We start from the raw sequence: 16,145 nt of genomic DNA on the forward strand, positions 1-16,145 counted from the left end.
GGTCGTTAAGGTGGGATTTATAGTAATGAAATGGCGTGACTGGGACATTAATTTAAAAGTACGATTAATTGGTGAAGGATTATTTAACATTCTGTTCTGGATGTATTTTCCTTTTATGGCGATTTACTTTTCCAATCATTTCGGTCAGGAAGTGGCTGGGTTTCTTTTGGTTCTTTCGCAAGTACTCGGTACGGTAATTGGGTTATTTGGCGGCTACTGTGCCGATCATTTCGGTCGTAAGCGGATGATGGTTTTCTCGGCAATTGGGCAGACCGTTTGTTTTGCATTCTTCGCTTTAGCCAATTCACCATGGCTTGTTTCTCCATGGGTGACCTTTATCAGTTTTTCATTTTTGGGTCTGTTTGGCCAATTGTATTGGCCGGCAAGCAGTGCGATGATTGCTGATGTAGTACCCGAGAAGCATCGGGCAAACGTATTCGCCGTCTTTTATACTTCAATTAATGTGACGGTTGTTGTGGGACCGCTGCTGGGTGCAACCTTTTTCTTTAATGATCGATTCGCTTTTCTGCTCGTTTGCACAGTGGTCAGTGCCGGGCTCATTTGGGCACTTCAGCACTGGATTCACGAGACGGTTCCGCAAAAGAGCCAAGTGGAGCAACAGACTGGGAAACAGAACTGGACGCATCATGTGAAAAATCAATTGAGTGATTATCATGTTATTTTTACCGACCATATTTTTCTGCTGTATATCTTGGCGGGGGTGCTGGTTGCTCAGACATTTATGCAATTGGATATGCTGATTGCCGTATACACAACGGATAAAGTGCCGATGCAGACTCTGTTCTCATTAGGCGGATGGCATTTCGATGTGAATGGAAAGAATCTGTTCAGTCTGATGGTATCCACGAATGGACTTTGTGTTGCACTGTTTACGGTCATTGTCACCAAATGGATGACAAAATTTCGTGAAGGCAAAGTATTTATGGGTTCAGCATTCTGCTATGGTGTTGCGATGATCGTGATCGGCCAAACGTTGAATGTCTGGCTGCTGCTGGGCATGATCGTTCTGTTCTCCTGGGCTGAACTCATGGTTGTCGGTGTTCAGGATAGTTTTATTGCGAAGCTTGCTCCGGAGCACTTGCGTGGTCAATATTTTGCTGCTGCAGGATTGCGTTTCTCTCTTGGGCGGACACTTGCGCCGTTGGCGATCCCGATGACTGTCTGGTTCGGCTATTCACAGACATTCGTTATTTTGGGTATTGTGGCGTTTCTTGGAGTGTTTATTTACGGACTGATGTTCTCCTTGTTTGATCGTCGGGAAGTACCGATTAACGGTCACTCAGAACATGTATAATGGTGTCTTCTTTAACGAAACCTATTGATTGGCAAAGGACAATATTATAAATAGTTATGAAAAAAAGGATGAGAGGCATTAAGCTGCTTCTCATCCTTTTTCTCAATACACTATTCTGGTTAGTGCTTGTTGCGATAGAGATACATGGTGATTGGTGCGAACACAAGAATCAGTACGGCAGAGGAAAGCAATACCCATCCGATTTCGGCAACATTAACGTGACCTTGCATCAATCCGCGAACTGCAGTAGTTAATAATGATACCGGATTCGCATTGACGACTGCACGGAGCCATGAAGGCATGGTGGATGGATTGACAAAAATGTTGCTGGCAAAGGTCACTGGAAATAGGAAGGTCATGCTGATGCCCATTACTGCAGCAGATGTCCGCAAGATCAACCCAAGAACGGAGAAGATCCAAGATATGCTGAATGCAAAGACCAGCACGAGCACAATTCCAATCACGATACCGACAAAGCCGCCATGCGGACGAAATCCGAGGATAAGACCTAAGGCGATGACAATGATTGATGCGATCATGTATCGTGCAGCGTCAGCAAGCAGTGCCCCGACAAGCGGTGACGGGCTCCATATTGGTAATGATCGGAAGCGGTCGAAGGTACCTTTCGAGATATCCGTATTTAGTGCAACGCCGGTATAAACCGTGGTAAAAAGGACCGTTTGAACGAGAATGCCGGGGATAAGAAACTGCAAATAGGCACCGGTTGATCCGGCCAGTGCACCACCAAATAGATAAGTAAACATCAGTGTGAACATGACCGGAAAGAACGTAACGTCAAGAAGCTGTTCCGGTAAATATTTGATTTTCAACAACGCTCGCCAAGCGAACGTCAACGATGCTGAGAGTCCATTCGGCTTAGAAGGACGTTGCTGTTCGACCAAGGCAGTTCTCATTTTCTGTTGATCTTGCATCGATTCTACACTCATTTTGCAGCACCTTCTTCTTGAGTTGTGGGTTCTGCCGGTTTTCCGGTCAATGTCAGGAACACTTCATCAAGGCTAGGCTGACCAAGTGAAAATTGACTTACCTTGATTTGATTGCTGTTCAGCACATTCAAGGCATCACCAGCATGTTCTGTATCTGCAAGTTGTGCAGACAGAGCGACAGGGTCTGAGGAAAGGTGAATAGGTACATTCAAGACATCAGCGAGTAAGTGCTGCGCCTGTTCACGCACAGCCGGATCGAGTAAACGAACATGGAGGACACCTGAACCAACTGATGCCTTTAACTCGCCGCTTGTTCCTTCGGCAATCATTTTGCCATGGTCAATAACCGCAATGCGGTCGGCAAGCTGATCGGCTTCATCAAGATATTGTGTGGTTAGCAGGACTGTTGTTCCCGTATCAACCAGTGCACGCACAATATCCCAAATTTGGTTGCGGCTACGCGGATCGAGTCCGGTCGTCGGTTCATCGAGAAACAGCAGATCCGGACGAACAACCATACTGGCAGCGATATCGATGCGGCGGCGCATGCCTCCTGAATATTTTTTTACTTGCCTTTTAGCGGCATCTTGAAGGCCAAAAGCATCGAGCAATTCGAAAGCTCTCTTTTTTGCTTCTCGCCAAGAATAGCCCATCAAGCGGGCGATCATGATCAAATTTTCAAGACCTGACAACACTTCATCGACCGAAGCAAATTGTCCGGTAAGACTAACCCTGCTGCGTACAGCATCCGGTTCGGTTATTAAATCATGCCCCATGATGCGTGCTTGTCCTTCATCAGGGCGCAACAAGGTGGCAAGCATCTTAATCGTAGTCGTCTTCCCTGCACCATTTGGACCGAGAAAGCCATATACTGTGCCTTGGGGTATGGCGAGATCAATGCCGTCAACTGCGCGGTTCTTACCGAAGCGCTTCACAAGCCCCGTTGCCTCAACCGCAAGCGCATTGGTCTTCATTTGTTTTGCGTCGCTCATTTTCTATCCTCCGTTAATCTTTTTCACTCATTCACTAACTTTTCTAGAACACAAGAAAGTTGAATATAAGTCAATTATATGAAATTTTTTCAATGAAGGCGAACGTGAGGCAGTAACAGGTGACGATTCATAGCTAGTGAATCAATTACAGGCATGAATTAAAGAGAGAATAGAAGATCTTTTCATCACGTATTTTGACTATGTAGTTGCTATAATAAGTGAAGGAGATAACGTTTACATGGAATGGGGAGATCAGACTATGTATCTTGGAGCTATCGAAGCCGGGGGCACGAAATTTGTTTGTGCGGTTGGTGATGCATCGGGCAAAATTCTAGCTACTGAACGTATTGCAACAGAAACACCAGAGATAACTATGGAAAAGGTCATCAAGTTTTTCATGAATTTCAAAATTGAAGCGTTAGGCATTGCAACATTTGGTCCGGTGGATTTGGATCCGGAAAGTGGAACGTACGGCACGATCACATCCACACCGAAACAGGGTTGGGCAAATTATCCATTGCTAAAAACAATGAAGAAAAAGCTAAGCTTGCCGGTGGGCATCACTACGGATGTGAATGGAGCGGCACTTGGAGAATTATATCGGGGGGCAGGAAAAGGACTAAATGGCTGTCTGTATCTGACCGTGGGGACTGGTATTGGAGGAGGAGCAATATCAGAAGGCCATGTACTTCAAGGGATGAGCCATCCGGAGATGGGGCATATCCTACTGCGCCGACATCCGAATGATCAAGAATTTGAAGGAATTTGTCCCTACCACAAGGACTGCCTTGAGGGACTTGCCTCCGGACCAGCGCTTCAAGCCCGCTGGGGGAAACCAGCGCGTGCATTGCCTTCAGATCATAGTGCTTGGGAAATCGAAGCGGATTATCTGGCCCAAGCGTTGATGCAATACGTATTGATTGTTTCACCAAAACGGATCATTTTGGGCGGTGGGGTCATGAAACAGGCACAACTCTTCCCATTAATTCGAGAAAAATTACGCTTGTATCTCAATAACTATGTCGCTTTTCCTGAGCTCAATGCGGATATTGATGCGTACGTTGTACCACCAGCGCTTGGTGACAACGCAGGAATTACCGGAGCACTAATTCTCGCAAAACAAAGTTTAGTAAAATGACTAGCGTTTTGAGTATAGTCCATTCAGAGACGAACGGAAAAATCTTTCCGTTCGTTTTTCATTATTCGCAGACTAATATCAATGTTCCTGGTATTCTTACAACGCCTCGAACCCATGAAAGAGAGGCAATGGATAACTTCCTTGTATTCTGTTGTACACTGAGGCGCGCATGTCCATGGTCAAATAAGAATCTGAGCAGTTTTCATTGATTGCTAATAAATTCAGGTTCTTGATAGGTAAAATAGCTGCTTAAATAGTCATGGCGATTATCGAGAAAAAGTGCACTGGCTACAGCTTTTGCGATTTTCGGCAAGCTGTATTTCATTCCGGAAAGTGCAGAAGCCGAAAGTCCGCAACTGATCATCGCCGAATAGTTAAAAGCAAAGAGGCCATGAAGCAGTTCTTTACCTTCTTCATCTCGGCTGAGTAAGCCGAAACCGGGACTAAGGTAGGGATGTGCATCAAGAAGCTGATTCTTTATTTCTTCCGGGGCATTGTAGCAGTCGCTCCAACGGGCAATGTATTTTTCGACGAGTCTTAGTTCAGGACGCAAGGCGGGATCTGTGCGAAGACCAGTGCTGACAATTAGAAAATCAAAGGAGAAGGAGTCTTTTGCAGTGGTTACCTTTGCGGTGTCCTCAGTTCGAGCAACATCAAGCCAGGGGGATCCGAGGTGGAGGTGGAATCCCGGCCACGCAGATGCACGCGCAAACATGTCATTGGTTGGCGGTTGATTTAGCTTGAAGAAGTGGGCCATTACTGCGTACTTTTCTGCATCGGTCAATAAATGAAAATGCTCAATCAAACCTGACGGCTCCAACTGGCGGATTGGATTTACGCGTGGCAGTGCTGGGCGCCGAACAAAAACATGGACTTCTGAAGCACCTTTCGACAATGCAAAATGAGCATTGTCAAAGGCTGAGGCACCTCCGCCTAATACTGCAATTTTCTTTCCGTTTAGCCGATCAAAATCAATAGCTTCAGAAGTGTGCGCATAGAGATTCTTTGGAAGCTTATCTGTGATCATCGGTGGAATATACCAGCTGCCGCCGCCTTGAATACCAGTAGCTAGAATCACTTTTCGGGCGAGTAGAGTATCGGATGGCGCATGTGTACCGCCAACATGCAAACGGTAAATCCCATCTTTAATCGGTTCGATTAAGTTCAATTTGACTTTATTCATCACTGGAAGATCAAGCACATGCCGATACCAGCGTAAGTAGTTCATCCAATCGCCCCGCGGAATTTTGTCAAGAGCCGCCCAACTCTCCTGCCCAAACTGTGCCTCCCACCAGGAGCGGAAGGTTAGTGAGGGGATTCCGAAATCTAGAGGTGTTAGCTGTTTTGGTGTTCGTAAGGTAACCATGCGGGCATAGGTCACCCAAGGGCCTTCCAAGCCCTCTTCGTTCTCATCAATAACCAGAATGTTGGAAATCCGTTCGCGCATAAGACCAAAGGCAATCCCCAGGCCACACTGCCCGCCTCCGACGATTACTGCGTCGTAGACATGACCATCAGGATGATTGACCGGGCGTACCCAATCCGGGCTGTTCATGACAAGATAGGAGAGATCTTGTTTTACCCGTTCGTTCAACGCGTCCAGACTCATAGCCAAACCACTCCTTTAATTGTGAGAATTTTTACTATTTATAGTATCGTTTTCGTCGACATAGATCAATTGCAATAGATCTAAATATTCTCTTTATAATTAGTCACTTTCACTAGAAAAATGGTCATAGCCTGCTTCCCTGTGGCTATACACGATTCATCCATAGAACACAAATAGTTTTTGTACGATTCGTACAGAAACAAATGCCCGGATTTGAGTTAGACTTGTATTAGGCGATGATGACGTATAATAGGAGTTAACTTGTTTTCTTAAAATTAGGATAAAAAGTGGTGATCGGAAAATGGAGAAGGATCAATTTGGTGCTTTCGTCCAGGATCAGATGAATATTGAACCTACAAGAAATGGGTTACTCGATCAGATGAGTTTTGCTGTTAAAGATGTTTTCGCTGTTCGAGGTCATGTCAATAGTGGTGGAAATCCAGATTGGCAGAAGACACATTCAGCTGCGGACAAACATGCCTGGACGGTCGAGCGACTGCTCGAAAACGGGGCGACATTGCGCGGTGTAACCGTGACCGATGAGCTAATGTACAGCCTGAAAGGGGATAATATTCACTACCCACCAACGATAAATCCGCGTATCCCAAGTTCTTTCTCAGGAGGTTCGTCAAGCGGTTCGGCCGTTGCTGCAGCTGCCGGGTTAACCGACTTTGCAGTGGGCACTGATACCGGTGGATCTGTTCGTATTCCATCATCTTATTGTGGACTTTTCGGCATCCGTACAACGCATGGCGCAATTCCACTTGATGGTGTGATCCCTTTGGCACCAAGCTTTGACACGGTTGGATGGATGGCAAAGAAGGCAGAAGTTCTAGCGGCAGTGGGGCAATGTCTGCTCTCCGATGAAGCAATTGCCACTTACAAGCATATGTACATTCTCGAGGATGCATGGGACCTCATTACGTCTGAAACAGTAAAAGAAACTTTGGAACAGGCGGTCTCCCATATGTTCCTTGATCAGACTATTCAGCATGTCCGTTTACCGTTAACCTCACTGGAGGAACTCGTCGAGACTTTTCGTCTCATTCAAGGTATCGAGGCTTGGGAGGCACATGGCAGATGGATTGAAGCTATTCACCCTCGGTTCGGTCGAGATATTGCCGGTCGATTTGAAGCTGCGTCGAAAATGAAGCGAGATGAAGCCTTTGATCGAGCGGTACAGATTAAAACGCAATTTGTCCACGAGATGAGAAGTTTCGTTGGATCAGACAGCCTGCTCATCTTGCCGACTACCTATGGGCCTGCACCTGACCGGGATGCATCATTTGAAGCGAGTGAAAAAGTACGTGCGCAAACGATGAAACTGACCTGTATCGCCGGTGTTTCAGGATTGCCCCAGGTCACAATTCCAGTCATGGATCATGGCCGACCACTTGGACTTTCTTTGATTTCCGGCGCGCACACGGACCAACAACTGCTGGCATTTGTTGAAGAATTATGCAGAACAAGTGGTGACGCATACATAGGATAATTCAAGAGCTGTCCGTGCCAAGAGTACAAAGCCTCGATTCACCATTGAATGGGAGGATGCCAAATGAAACTTGAGACATTGAATCGAGCGGATTCAGATCATTTTGTCGAGCTGCTTGATGGGGTCTTTGAACACGCGCCATGGATTGTCAAGAAAATCGATCATTTGAGACCTTTCTCATCGATTGATACATTATTCAGAGCAATCGCGTCTGCATTAACAACTGCATCATACGAGCAAAAAGAGGCATTGATCAATGCTCATCCTCGGCTCGGATCATCTGGAAAAATGACGGAAAGATCTACACGTGAGCAGCAACAAGCAGGGCTTCAGAACATGGAAGAGGAAGAGGCGACTGCTTTCGCAAAATTAAATGCCGACTATGAAAAAAGATTTGATCTCCCGTTTATCATGGCAGTTCGAGGAAAAACAAAATCTGAAATATACGCAGCGATGGAAAAGCGAATCCACAATACCAAAAAGAAGGAATTTGAAACGGCAATTGACGAGATTCTGAAGATTACACGTTTTCGATTGGATGATCTGTTGCATGAAGAGTAACTAGGATCAGAGATTTTCATACGCCAATTGATTGGTCAATCCAATCAGAACCAATGGGGGAATGGTTATGGGCCAGCTCACGACACATATTTTGGACTTGACACAAGGGAGACCGGCGTCAAATGTCCAAATCGATGTGTACAACGTGGATGGGGAAATGATCACTTTTTTACAGAGCAGCAGGACAAACGGTGATGGACGTTTGGACGCTCCGTTGCTTGTCGGAATGAATTTTTACGAAGGCATCTATGAATTGCATGTTCATATTGGCGACTATTTCAAGCGAACAAATCATTCTTCAGATTTAACTTTTCTAGATATTGTCACCGTTCGTTTTCGTGTTGCAGATGCTGAACAAAACTACCATGTACCGTTGCTTGTGTCTCCGTTTGGCTATCAAGTTTATAGAGGCAGTTGAAGAAAACTAGGTGACGCCAGATCCTTGCTCTATGCTGGAATGTTGGATTTTGAACGTCGATATGTGCTCGATTACACTCCAGTTGCTCTCTTTCCGAGGGTGATCTGGGAGCCTCCTTGAACAACCTGCTGCCTGCGGGGCTCCCTGGTTCGCATCACAAGTGGTCCAAAAGCAGTCCCGCACTTTCCTGTTTAATCCTAACGTGTTCAAAGAGTACTCCGTTGATCGGAACACTGGATTTATCCAAATAGTTATATGTTCTTACTTAGTAAGAAGAACAAGAAGCGCGGCAATTTCACCGCGCTTCTTGTTGTAGATTATGAGTTTGGGGAAACACAGAACCATTTAAGATTTTGCCGCACTCGTTTCAGCAACCATTTGCTTTGAAAGATTGGTAACCTCTTCTTCGTGTGTATGACGGCCAACATTAAAAATAACATTTAGAATAAGGGCGGTAAGACTACCGGAAACAATTCCATTATTGGTGAGAATCTGGATGAGACTCGGAAACTTTGCGAACAACTCGGGTTGGACCGTGACGCCGAGCCCGATGCCGATCGAGCAGGCAATGATCAACAAGTTTTCCTGACGCGAGAAGTCAACTTTTCCGAGCATGCGCACACCGGAAGCAATGACCATGCCAAACATGGCAAGAGTCGCACCGCCAATCACAGCACTCGGAATCAATACGGTCAACGCACCAATTTTAGGAATCAAGCCAAGCGTAATCAGTGCAACACCGCAGACGATCGCCACTTTGCGGGTTTTTACACGAGTCATTTGGACAAGTCCGACATTCTGTGAGAAAGTCGTGTAAGGAAAAGCGTTGAAAAGCCCACCAATCAGAATTGCCAGCCCTTCCGCACGATACCCGTGCTTCATTGCCTTCTCATTAATCGGCTGTTCACAGATTTCGCTGAGTGCGAGATACACACCGGTCGTTTCGATCATACTGACAATGCCGACAATCGACATGGCAATAATGGCGTCAATGTGGAATGTCGGGGCACCGAAACTGAATGGTTTGATCAGGCTGAACCAGCCAGCACTACTTGCTGATGAAAAATCAACCATGCCCATAAAAGCAGCAGCAATCGTACCGACGACAATACTGAGTAGGATGGAAATCGTGCGCAGGAATCCTTTGAAAAAACGGTTCAGGACAATAATCAGCGCGAGCACGCCGAAACCAAGTCCTAAGTTTTGGGGACTACCGAAGCCCTTAGCCCCGACACCGCCTCCCAAATTGTTGATTGCAACGGGGATCAGCGTAATGCCAATGATCATCACAACTGTACCGACAACAACAGGTGGAAAGAAATGGACGATTTTCCCGAAAATAGTGGACAGAATGAGTACCACCAGCCCGGCAACGAGAATGGCACCGCAAATTCCGGGCATTCCGTACGATTTACCAATGATGATCATTGGCGACACCGCTGTAAAGGTACACCCCATGACGATTGGAAGACCAATACCGAAATACCGGTTTTTCCAGGCCTGAAACAGCGTGGCGAGCCCACAAGCGGCAAGATCAATGGAAACAAGCAGTGCAAGTTCAGCACCATTCAAGCCAACAGCACCACCGACAATCAGGGGAACGATGACTGCACCGCCATACATGGCAAGCATGTGTTGAATGCCAAGCGATAATATTTTTCCGGATTTTTGTGTCGTGCCCATTTTTCACACTCCTCTTCGATTCTTCTTCTATTAATAATGAGATAACACCAATGGAGTTAGCTCAGCTTGCCTCGCTCTCATTACTTAAGGGATTGCCATTAAAGGGATGATCGCTCATCTTTATAGATTCAGATGGGCAGCCTTCGAAGGCATCAATAACATCATCAAGACTGTCTTCCGGGATTTTCGTCGTACCTTGATTGTCATCAAGAAGAACACGCGACGTACCGTCAGCATCGTAGCCGAAGATTTCAGGTGCTGCACATCCGCAAGCACCACATGCGATACATGTCTCTTTATCGACGATTACATAGTTCATCATTTGTGCCACCTCCAATTAGATCGTTCCATCTTTCAGATCTACGCGATGTCAACTTGTATACTGTTTGCCGAGTCCCATTTCTTTGAGCAGTTTGCGATAAGCAATCGATGTCTTGTCTGCCATAATATGCGCTTCAGCCATCAGATCGAGCGGAAGCTCTTCTGGCTTTTGGTTTTCGACCATTTCCTTGTCCTCGTTGAAAATTCTCAAGTTGAATGCACAAGCATCTTCAATGGATAGGTTCTTATCGAAGTTTTGGGTAATCGGGCAAAAGAGTCGAGTTTTTCTTGCGGAGATCGGACTGGCAGCATTCAGAATACAAAGCAGCTTATCATCTGGAAAATGTACAATCAATCTGGCGGCGAGTGGGGGAAAGATGTCATATTCTCTCAGCCATTTGAAATCAGCGGGTGAAGGATCATCCATGCCTTTGGGATAGTTGCTGACCGAACTGAGGTAGTCCGTGTGAATACCATCTTCGGTACGATACACTTTATAGCTTGGAACAAATGCATTATTCCGATCGGCAAACGTATCTGTATGGACCCAGGCAAAGTGAGCAACGTCCAGAAAACCTTCAACCTGACGCCCTGCTGAACCATTAATGTCAATCACGGGCGCGATAAATGATATGTGCTCGGGATCTTCCCAAGTCGGCAAAGACGGAATTCTTTCTTCTTCGCCGTTTAACGTTGTCCAAATGAGTCCATAGCGTTCAACTACTGGGAAGACGGTCAAACAGAGACGAGGTGAAATTTTTGCTTCAGGATGCGCCGGAATTGCAACACATTGTCCATCAGAAGCATAACTGAATCCATGATAAGGGCAGACAATCGTGTCATTATCAACCCAACCCATGCTTAATGGTGTTCCACGATGGATGCAGAGGTCGCGTGCAACAACGGGTTTTCCCTTTGCTCGGTAAACGACGAGTTCAACATCAAGCAGTTTTACGGCTACCGGTTTGTCTGTGACCTCATCGCTTTTCGCAACGGGATACCAGTATTGAGCGAGAACGGTCCAATCTTCCAAACTAAATGTGCACGCGTTCGGATAGGGTGTGTTCCTCTGAGTGTTCACCATTGCCATAGCCATAATCTCCCCTTATGTTTTAATATCAGAAAGTTTATAATGAATTTAGAAAAATCTGTATTATTATGTTAGATAATCTAACTGAAATAATCTTTTTTTGTATATTTGATCTATAGACACGTTTTCCTTTGGATGATGTGACAAAAATTTGACGATTTGCTGATATGTTTTTCGCGGAGACGGAGTGTATGAACACGAGTTGAACAAGCCAAAGCTACTTGCTGAATGCATCAAGACGGTTGTAAAAATGGGGGAACGCATCGATGATTGTCTCTGATATTTTTTCGCAATCAACTTTTTCCGGATTTAAACTCATTGCAGGTGATGCGGGTTCTGATCGGGAAATACGCAATATTAATATGATGGACGCTCCGGATATTATTGATTATCTTAAGTCGGGCGACTGGTTGGTGACCTCAGGTTATCACCTAAAAAACAATGCTGATTTTTTTGAGAAATTGGTGCGGCAGATGGCTGAAAAAGGGTGCGCAGCTCTTGGCATCAAAACGAAGCGGTTTATCGAAGACATTCCTGATGCAGTGATTCAACTGGCAAATCAGCTGTCCTTCCCACTAATTTTTATTCCCAACAGCATTCCGCTTGTGGATATCGTGAACCAGACACTGAGTCTTATTCTGAATACACGTACACAAGAGTTGCAATTTGCGATTGATAAGCACCAACAATTTTCCAGCCATATCATGAATGGCGAAGGGGCCTTACAGATTCTTGATAGTCTTTCACAGTTCATTGGATTCCCTGCAGCGCTGCTTGACAATTATTTCAAACCCATTGCAGTCGCGCATCAAGGGTCCATACAGAATCTATTTGATCCCCTAAAACAAGTCGGTTCTGAATTCATACAGACGCGCAGTTTCTCTTCCTCATTCTGCTTGATCAACACGCATCAAGTGTATACACTCTTCCCACTTTATACGTACAAAACAAAACGCCATTTTCTGGTCATTGCTGGATGTACAGCCATGGAAGATCGGATTAGGGTATTGACGATTGAGCAGGCGGTGAATGTACTAGCCTTTGAGTTGATTAAAGATGAGGCATTGAAACAGAGCGATCGGAAAATTCGTGATGCCTTTTTCATGAAATTAATTACTGATGAATTTTCTTCTAAAGAAGAAATGATCAACCGTGCAAAAGAATTCGGGATGCAGAGCGAACAAAAAACGATCGTCATCGTTGGAAAGCTTGACATTGACGATCGTCAGATCAGTTTTACAACCTTCAGAAAGAAAACGAATGATGTCTGTGAATTCATGGAAGGGGAATTGGCGAACCTACCTTTTCCCGGCTTCTTTTTTGTCAAAGACACTTTCTGTATATGCTTGATTAATGTTGGGGAAGGTTGGACGAATGGACAGCGGCAGCTTCTGCCTTATTTGGGCAGAGTTCAGAATCGAGTGGCACAATTCTTTTCCGAAACGCTTTCCTTCGGACTGAGCAATCTCTGCGTGAATCTGACCGACATCGCGACAGCATACCAGGCAGCTGTTGACGCTCTGCACGTTGGTTTGCGTTCGGGGCGACGCGCGTTTATCCAGATCTATCAATCAAATGGGTTTGCTGATCTTTTGCGCATGGTACCGATGGAAGATTTGTACAAGCTTTATCGTGAAACATTCCAAGGACTCGCTTTTTCTGAGAAAGAGGAAGACAAAGAACTTTTCCGTACGCTCATTGTCTACTTTGAGTCGAACTGCCAGATTTCAGAAACAGCGAAGAAATTGTATATTCATCGAAATACAGTCATCTATCGGATTGAAAAATGTGAGCAGTTGCTTGGAAAAAATTTAAAAGATCCGGAGACAGGATTTATGATTCGATTTGCATTTCGGCTGAAATCTTTGATGGATGAAGCGAACAAAACACATCATTGGCTATAAACTTTTGTGTACTTTAACTGAATGAAGATAAAAAAATTAGAATTAGTGTCAATGGTTAAAGTCAGAAATTTTGCTAAAATGAGGTTATTCACACTATATGACATTTAACCTCACATGGAAAGAGGGCTCGTCAGACGATGAATCAAGTAGAGCCACTAACGGAAGAGATCGGGAAACTCATCAACTGGTTAGCTTCGTTCGGAAGCACCAAAAATGGGGGCGTAACAAGATTACTATACAGCGCTCCATGGTTGGAAGCCCAGACGGCGATTAAAAAGAAAATGGAAGAAAGGGGACTTTCCGCCCGATTTGATGATGTCGGTAATGTCTTTGGACGACTTGAAGGTACCGAAGAACGTGATCGGGTGATTCTAGCAGGTTCCCATATCGATACCGTTGTTGACGGTGGCAAATATGATGGTGCATTTGGTGTTCTTGCGGCGATCATTGCCGTGAGCAGGTTGAAACAGCACTATGGTGCACCAAAAAAAACGATTGAGACGGTTTCGCTTTGTGAAGAAGAAGGCAGTCGGTTTCACCTGGCTTTTTGGGGTTCAGGGAGTATCACCGGACGTTATCAGCTTTCGGATGCAAGAAAAGTTACCGATACAGAGCACTTAACCCTTGAAGATGCCATGCATCAAGCGGGTTTTGGTACCGGCGTTTTCCCACCGGCAAAACGTGAGGATATTGCTTGTTTTCTAGAAACTCATATTGAGCAGGGGCAAATTTTAGAAGATGAAAAATTAGCGTGGGCTGCAGTCAGCCATATTGTTGGTATGAAGCGCATGACGATTCAATTAACCGGTGCGAGTAATCATGCCGGAACGACACCAATGAATAGTCGTCGTGATGCACTGTACGCGGCGTCACAGATGATCTCTAGTGTGATTGGCGATGGAAAAAGTCAAAACAATGGATTGGTTGCAACTGTGGGCCAAATCAGCGTTCAGCCTAATGTCGGTAATGTGGTTCCGGGAACATGCACCTTCTCTCTTGATATTCGGCATCATGAGTATGACGTACTTAACGCATTCTACAGTAAGCAACTAGAGAAGTTTCGGTTGATTGCGCAGAGGGGGCAGATCGACCTGAACATCGAAACTTGGCTTGATGATCCTCCGGTGAAGATGGATCCAATGATGACGCAGCGCCATCTGAAATTAGCACGGGAAGCAGGTATCCCCTCTAAAAAGATGGTGAGTGGAGCGGGTCATGATTCACAGATTTTCGGAGTCTACTGCCCGACTGCCATGATGTTTGTTCCAAGTCACAATGGCGTGAGTCATTCACCTAAGGAATTTACAAGAACAGAGGATTTGGAAATTGGGGTGCAGATGCTGATGAAGATTCTCTATCAGTTAGCCTATTAATATCTTTATCTAGAAAAGAGTGAGTATATGGAAAGAACGAAGGAACAAAAAATGTTAAAAATACCGCCTCGTAAAATTATGACGCCAGGTCCAGTAGAAGTGGATCCACGGGTGCTCCGCGCAATGTCGATGCCGATACTTGGTCAGTTTGATCCGGCATTTACGCAAATTATGAACGAAGTGATGGACATGCTACGTGAAGCGTTTCAAACAAAGAACCATTGGGCGTACCCAATTGACGGAACATCACGTGCAGGACTCGAGGCAGTTATCGCAAGTTTAATTGAACCGGGCGATCGAATGCTTGTCCCTATTTATGGACGTTTTGGTGATTTGTTTGTTGAAATTGGTGAACGCTATGGTGCTGAAATTCACACGATGAACTGTCCATGGGGCACAGTTTTTGAACCGCAGGAGGTGATTAATGAACTAAAAAAAATTCGCCCGAAAGTGGTGGCCCTTGTCCATGGGGAAACATCTACGGGACGGATGCAGCCGTTGTCGGAAATTGGTCACGCTTGCCGGGAGTTCGACGCTCTACTGGTCGTTGATAGCGTGGCAACTTTCGGAGGGGCGGATGTTCGTGTGGATGAATGGTGTCTCGATGCAGTAATTGGCGGCGCGCAAAAATGCCTTTCCGTACCATCAGGAATTACACCAATTACTTATAATGAGCGCGTTGAAAAAGTGATTCTAAGCAGGAAAAAGGTGGAACGCGGCATTGCAACGGATTCAGATAGACGAGCAGCGTCCGTCATGCCGATCCGCAGTAATTATTTTGACCTTAGCCAGTTACAGGATTATTGGAGTGAACGCCGTCTCAATCATCACACCGAAGCGACATCAATGGAGTATGCATTGCATGAGGGGCTGCGTCTTGTCCTAGATGAAGGGCTTGCTGCGCGTTTTATTCGACATAAAGTGAATGAAAAAGCGTTGATGGTAGGCATCGAAGCAATGGGGCTCGAGTTGTTCGGAGATCCTGATTGCAAAATGCCGACGGTCACATGTGTCGCAGTTCCAGATGGCGTGAGTGCTGATGATGTACGTAATGTTTTGCTAAAGCAATTTGGTATCGAGATTGCCGGATCTTTCGGATCACTCCAAGGAAAAATCTGGCGAATCGGCACGATGGGGTATGGCTGCCGCAAAGATAATGTACTTGCTGTACTTGCCGGACTGGAAGCGTCCCTCATTCGATGTGGGGGTTCCGTTAATCGAGGGGAAGCGCTGCAAGCAGCACTGGATGTGTATGATGAAGCAGCTGAATAAGCTCATGTCTTGATGGGCGGATCTTTTTAC

Annotated in this window: 14 protein-coding genes; 8 read left to right on the forward strand and 6 right to left on the reverse strand. The window is 45.5% G+C overall.

What is annotated here, in order from left to right; all coding sequences use genetic code 11:
* Positions 1 to 25: 25 nt before the first annotated feature.
* Positions 26 to 1,315, forward strand: a complete 1,290-nt coding sequence (locus NIE32_RS02705; RefSeq protein ID WP_253052742.1) for an MDR family MFS transporter — start codon at positions 26 to 28, stop codon at positions 1,313 to 1,315.
* A gap of 119 nt (positions 1,316 to 1,434) precedes the next feature.
* Here NIE32_RS02705 and NIE32_RS02710 read toward each other — a convergent pair whose 3' ends face one another.
* Positions 1,435 to 2,262, reverse strand: coding sequence for an ABC transporter permease (locus NIE32_RS02710; RefSeq protein ID WP_253052744.1), 828 nt, complete (start codon positions 2,260 to 2,262; stop codon positions 1,435 to 1,437).
* Complete coding sequence (locus tag NIE32_RS02715) at positions 2,259 to 3,254, reverse strand: ATP-binding cassette domain-containing protein (RefSeq protein ID WP_253052746.1); 996 nt, start codon at positions 3,252 to 3,254, stop codon at positions 2,259 to 2,261. The genes NIE32_RS02710 and NIE32_RS02715 overlap by 4 nt, the downstream gene beginning before the upstream one ends.
* A gap of 259 nt (positions 3,255 to 3,513) precedes the next feature.
* Here NIE32_RS02715 and NIE32_RS02720 point away from each other — a divergent pair, with 259 nt between their 5' ends.
* The gene (locus tag NIE32_RS02720) at positions 3,514 to 4,392 is read left to right on the forward strand and encodes an ROK family protein (protein WP_253052838.1); all 879 of its coding nucleotides are present in this window, start codon (positions 3,514 to 3,516) and stop codon (positions 4,390 to 4,392) included.
* Between the two features lie 202 nt (positions 4,393 to 4,594).
* Here NIE32_RS02720 and NIE32_RS02725 read toward each other — a convergent pair whose 3' ends face one another.
* Positions 4,595 to 6,001 (reverse strand): NAD(P)-binding domain-containing protein, encoded by a 1,407-nt coding sequence (locus NIE32_RS02725; protein ID WP_253052748.1) that lies wholly within the window; start codon positions 5,999 to 6,001, stop codon positions 4,595 to 4,597.
* 301 nt (positions 6,002 to 6,302) lie between these two features.
* Here NIE32_RS02725 and NIE32_RS02730 point away from each other — a divergent pair, with 301 nt between their 5' ends.
* The 3 genes from NIE32_RS02730 (at position 6,303) to uraH (ending at position 8,472) form a co-directional block, all read left to right on the forward strand.
* Entirely contained in the window at positions 6,303 to 7,493 is a 1,191-nt protein-coding gene (locus tag NIE32_RS02730) for an amidase (protein WP_253052750.1), read from the forward strand.
* 63 nt (positions 7,494 to 7,556) lie between these two features.
* Positions 7,557 to 8,054 (forward strand): 2-oxo-4-hydroxy-4-carboxy-5-ureidoimidazoline decarboxylase, encoded by a 498-nt coding sequence (gene uraD, locus NIE32_RS02735; RefSeq protein ID WP_253052752.1) that lies wholly within the window; start codon positions 7,557 to 7,559, stop codon positions 8,052 to 8,054.
* A 67-nt stretch (positions 8,055 to 8,121) separates the two neighbouring features.
* Positions 8,122 to 8,472 carry a hydroxyisourate hydrolase gene (gene uraH / locus NIE32_RS02740; RefSeq protein ID WP_253052754.1) on the forward strand — a complete coding sequence of 117 codons (351 nt, stop codon included), beginning with the start codon at positions 8,122 to 8,124 and terminating at the stop codon, positions 8,470 to 8,472.
* Positions 8,473 to 8,817: 345 nt separating this feature from the next.
* On the opposite strand, the gene NIE32_RS02745 is transcribed toward uraH, so the two are convergent.
* The 3 genes from NIE32_RS02745 to NIE32_RS02755 form a co-directional block, all read right to left on the reverse strand.
* The gene (locus NIE32_RS02745; protein ID WP_253052756.1) at positions 8,818 to 10,155 is read right to left on the reverse strand and encodes a nucleobase:cation symporter-2 family protein; all 1,338 of its coding nucleotides are present in this window, start codon (positions 10,153 to 10,155) and stop codon (positions 8,818 to 8,820) included.
* A 61-nt stretch (positions 10,156 to 10,216) separates the two neighbouring features.
* Entirely contained in the window at positions 10,217 to 10,477 is a 261-nt protein-coding gene (locus NIE32_RS02750) for a ferredoxin (RefSeq protein WP_253052758.1), read from the reverse strand.
* 48 nt (positions 10,478 to 10,525) lie between these two features.
* On the reverse strand, positions 10,526 to 11,566 hold the full coding sequence (locus tag NIE32_RS02755) for a Rieske 2Fe-2S domain-containing protein (RefSeq protein WP_253052760.1): 1,041 nt from the start codon (positions 11,564 to 11,566) through the stop codon (positions 10,526 to 10,528).
* 266 nt (positions 11,567 to 11,832) lie between these two features.
* Between NIE32_RS02755 and NIE32_RS02760 the strand changes: the two genes are divergently transcribed.
* The 3 genes from NIE32_RS02760 to NIE32_RS02770 all read left to right on the forward strand — a co-directional run bounded on the left by NIE32_RS02760 (position 11,833) and on the right by NIE32_RS02770 (position 16,115).
* Positions 11,833 to 13,470, forward strand: coding sequence for a PucR family transcriptional regulator (locus NIE32_RS02760; RefSeq protein ID WP_253052762.1), 1,638 nt, complete (start codon positions 11,833 to 11,835; stop codon positions 13,468 to 13,470).
* 137 nt (positions 13,471 to 13,607) lie between these two features.
* Positions 13,608 to 14,843, forward strand: coding sequence for an allantoate deiminase (gene allC, locus NIE32_RS02765; protein ID WP_253052764.1), 1,236 nt, complete (start codon positions 13,608 to 13,610; stop codon positions 14,841 to 14,843).
* A gap of 27 nt (positions 14,844 to 14,870) precedes the next feature.
* On the forward strand, positions 14,871 to 16,115 hold the full coding sequence (locus NIE32_RS02770) for a pyridoxal-phosphate-dependent aminotransferase family protein (protein ID WP_253052766.1): 1,245 nt from the start codon (positions 14,871 to 14,873) through the stop codon (positions 16,113 to 16,115).
* Positions 16,116 to 16,145: the final 30 nt, after the last annotated feature.

It is taken from the genome of Sporolactobacillus kofuensis (assembly GCF_024125425.1).
In the GTDB taxonomy this organism is placed as follows: domain Bacteria; phylum Bacillota; class Bacilli; order Bacillales; family Sporolactobacillaceae; genus Sporolactobacillus; species Sporolactobacillus kofuensis.

Bases quoted from the DNA above. Each gene is read 5' to 3' on its own strand.
- NIE32_RS02725 (WP_253052748.1), bottom strand. From the start codon at position 6,001: ATGAGTCTGGACGCGTTGAACGAACGGGTAAAACAAGATCTCTCCTAT.
- allC (WP_253052764.1), top strand. From the start codon at position 13,608: ATGAATCAAGTAGAGCCACTAACGGAAGAGATCGGGAAACTCATCAAC.
- NIE32_RS02720 (WP_253052838.1), top strand. From the start codon at position 3,514: ATGTATCTTGGAGCTATCGAAGCCGGGGGCACGAAATTTGTTTGTGCG.
- NIE32_RS02745 (WP_253052756.1), bottom strand. From the start codon at position 10,155: ATGGGCACGACACAAAAATCCGGAAAAATATTATCGCTTGGCATTCAA.
- NIE32_RS02730 (WP_253052750.1), top strand. From the start codon at position 6,303: ATGGAGAAGGATCAATTTGGTGCTTTCGTCCAGGATCAGATGAATATT.
- NIE32_RS02760 (WP_253052762.1), top strand. From the start codon at position 11,833: ATGATTGTCTCTGATATTTTTTCGCAATCAACTTTTTCCGGATTTAAA.
- NIE32_RS02750 (WP_253052758.1), bottom strand. From the start codon at position 10,477: ATGATGAACTATGTAATCGTCGATAAAGAGACATGTATCGCATGTGGT.
- NIE32_RS02710 (WP_253052744.1), bottom strand. From the start codon at position 2,262: ATGAGTGTAGAATCGATGCAAGATCAACAGAAAATGAGAACTGCCTTG.
- NIE32_RS02755 (WP_253052760.1), bottom strand. From the start codon at position 11,566: ATGGCAATGGTGAACACTCAGAGGAACACACCCTATCCGAACGCGTGC.
- NIE32_RS02770 (WP_253052766.1), top strand. From the start codon at position 14,871: ATGGAAAGAACGAAGGAACAAAAAATGTTAAAAATACCGCCTCGTAAA.
- uraD (WP_253052752.1), top strand. From the start codon at position 7,557: ATGAAACTTGAGACATTGAATCGAGCGGATTCAGATCATTTTGTCGAG.
- uraH (WP_253052754.1), top strand. From the start codon at position 8,122: ATGGGCCAGCTCACGACACATATTTTGGACTTGACACAAGGGAGACCG.
- NIE32_RS02705 (WP_253052742.1), top strand. From the start codon at position 26: ATGAAATGGCGTGACTGGGACATTAATTTAAAAGTACGATTAATTGGT.
- NIE32_RS02715 (WP_253052746.1), bottom strand. From the start codon at position 3,254: ATGAGCGACGCAAAACAAATGAAGACCAATGCGCTTGCGGTTGAGGCA.